The sequence below is a fragment of the Limnofasciculus baicalensis BBK-W-15 genome, assembly GCF_024178385.1.
Taxonomy (GTDB): Bacteria; Cyanobacteriota; Cyanobacteriia; order Cyanobacteriales; family Coleofasciculaceae; genus Limnofasciculus; species Limnofasciculus baicalensis.
The window spans coordinates 1-2,140 of sequence record NZ_JAMZMM010000621.1; the positions used below are offsets into that span (position 1 = coordinate 1).

The following is a 2,140-nucleotide window of genomic DNA, read 5'->3' on the forward strand; positions in this document are numbered from 1 at the left end:
GGAGTGGGGAGTGAAGAGTGGGGAATGGGGACGAATTTAGGATTTTTCTCTACACCTTACACCCTAAACCCTACTTTTCTCCTAAACTTCTGAACTTATCTCCTACAGACACCTCTATGAAACTAATTCAATCACTCAGAGACTATAAAAATCAACTCGTTAATGACTACTACAATTTTCGGATTACTACACCACAAAATCCCTATACTATCGCCTTGAGGGGGAATCCCTATCAAATTTTATTTATCCTAAGCCACATGCGCTCTGGCTCTTCATTACTTAGCCATTTATTAATAACAAATCCAGAAATTATCGGCTTTGGCGAAACCCATGTCGAATATGATTCAAACCAAGATTTAAAGACTCTCCTCCTTAGAGTTTATCAAAATACTCGTCAATTGAGAATGGATCATAAATATGTTCTGGACAAACTACTCCATGACAAGAAATTACTTGACGAAACAATACTATTCTCAGAAGAAGTACGTGCTATTTTTCTGATTCGGGAACCTAAAAGAGCCTTAGCCAGTATTCTAACACTAAAACCACATTGGAACGAGAATCAAGCCATTGAGTACTATTCAACTCGTTTAGCAACCCTAGAAAAATATGCCAAATTAATCGATAACAAGAAACGCAGTCTATTTATCACCCACGAGCAAATTTTGGACAATACTCAATCTGTCTTTAAAGTGATGCAAGACTTCCTAGAAGTAAAGCAACCATTCTCAGAAGAGTATCAAGTATTGAGTATGACGGGAACAAGAGGAATAGGGGATTATTCAGAAAATATCAAATCAGGTAGAATTATCAGGAAAAATAAAACTTCAGAAACTGCTATTTCATCAGAATTAATTGCCCAGGGATTACAGTCATTTGCACAGTGTTGTGCTACCTTATCTCAATATTGTCAAGTTGTAGACTAAGAGGTTAGTCAAAATAGTTTGTAGTAGGCACTTCAGTGCCTGAAACTACTATAGTTACAAGCACTAAAGTGCTTACTACGAACAGATATTACTCAGATTTTGCACTACTTGCCAAAACCGCCAGTGGCTATCAGCCACTGTCTAATAGCTTAAGTCAGTTAAAACTGACTTAAATCCAGATTAATAGTCGGTTTTAACTCAGATCTTGCACCATTGTCAATAAAGCGTTGAATGTAGGGTGGGCACTCCCCTGAAGAAGTTAAAAAGCTGATGATTACATCAGTATTACGCCGTAAACCTAATCTTCAGATAATCATCCTCCATCTTTGCCCCTGCGGTTTTTAGTGCCGCCAAAGCTTGTGGTAATACCAAATTACGGCGATGATTACCAATTCGTACATTCAATTCATCACCCGTTTTACTAAGCTGAATGTTATCTTTCGGTATACCGGGCAAGTACAATTCCAAACTGTACTCATTCTTATCTTGCACCACCCGAATCGTATTTTCATGATAGTAAACTTGAGCGGGATCTTCTCCAGAATACAATGTATCCTTTAATCTGTCCAAAGCAGCTAATCCGCACATTTCCTCAGAAAATAGTGGCACTTCTTTCACAGGAAGCGGACTAAAATTATCGTGAATTTCCTGGCGGTATTGCTCCTGATTCTCCTTCCAGCGCTTGAAAAATGGATCTGTAACTTCCTCGGGAATAATCCGATTAGCAATTACCAAATCCGTGGCGACATTATACAAACTCAAATAAGCATGAGCGCGTAAAGACTCCTTAATCACCATCTTTTCCGGATTAGTAACTAATCGCACCGAAGTTTGGGTATTATCTGTCAATACTTTTTCCAGTGCTTCAATTTGCTCATAAAACTCATAAGGAGCATCCATCACCTCATTATCTGGCAGAGAAAATCCCGCAATCGGTTTAAAGAAAGGCTCAACCAAAGGGCGAAGTGCCACAGACATTTTTTGTAGTGGTTTGTAAAAGCGACGCATATACCAACCACTAACTTCAGGTAAACTCAATAATCGCAGAGCAGTACCCGTAGGAGCAGAATCAATAATCAAAACATCGTACTCCCCCTCATCATAGTGGCGCTTCATCCGCACCAAACCAAAAATTTCATCCATCCCCGGCAAAATTGCCAATTCCTCCGCCTGTACCCCATCCAATCCCCGCGCTTGCAATACCTGAGTAATAT

Annotated in this window: 2 protein-coding genes; one reads left to right on the plus strand and one right to left on the minus strand. The window is 39.4% G+C overall.

From position 1 onward, the window contains the following. Positions 1–116: 116 nt before the first annotated feature. The gene (locus NJ959_RS28850) at positions 117–926 is read left to right on the plus strand and encodes a sulfotransferase domain-containing protein (RefSeq protein ID WP_254015200.1); all 810 of its coding nucleotides are present in this window, start codon (positions 117–119) and stop codon (positions 924–926) included. A gap of 285 nt (positions 927–1,211) precedes the next feature. Here NJ959_RS28850 and NJ959_RS28855 read toward each other — a convergent pair. Continuing rightward, on the minus strand, positions 1,212–2,140 hold a 929-nt coding region (locus NJ959_RS28855; protein WP_254015201.1), incomplete at its 5' end, for an ArsA family ATPase.

Excerpts from the sequence above, each read along its gene's own strand:
- NJ959_RS28850 (WP_254015200.1), top strand. The coding sequence starts at position 117 with ATGAAACTAATTCAATCACTCAGAGACTATAAAAATCAACTCGTTAAT.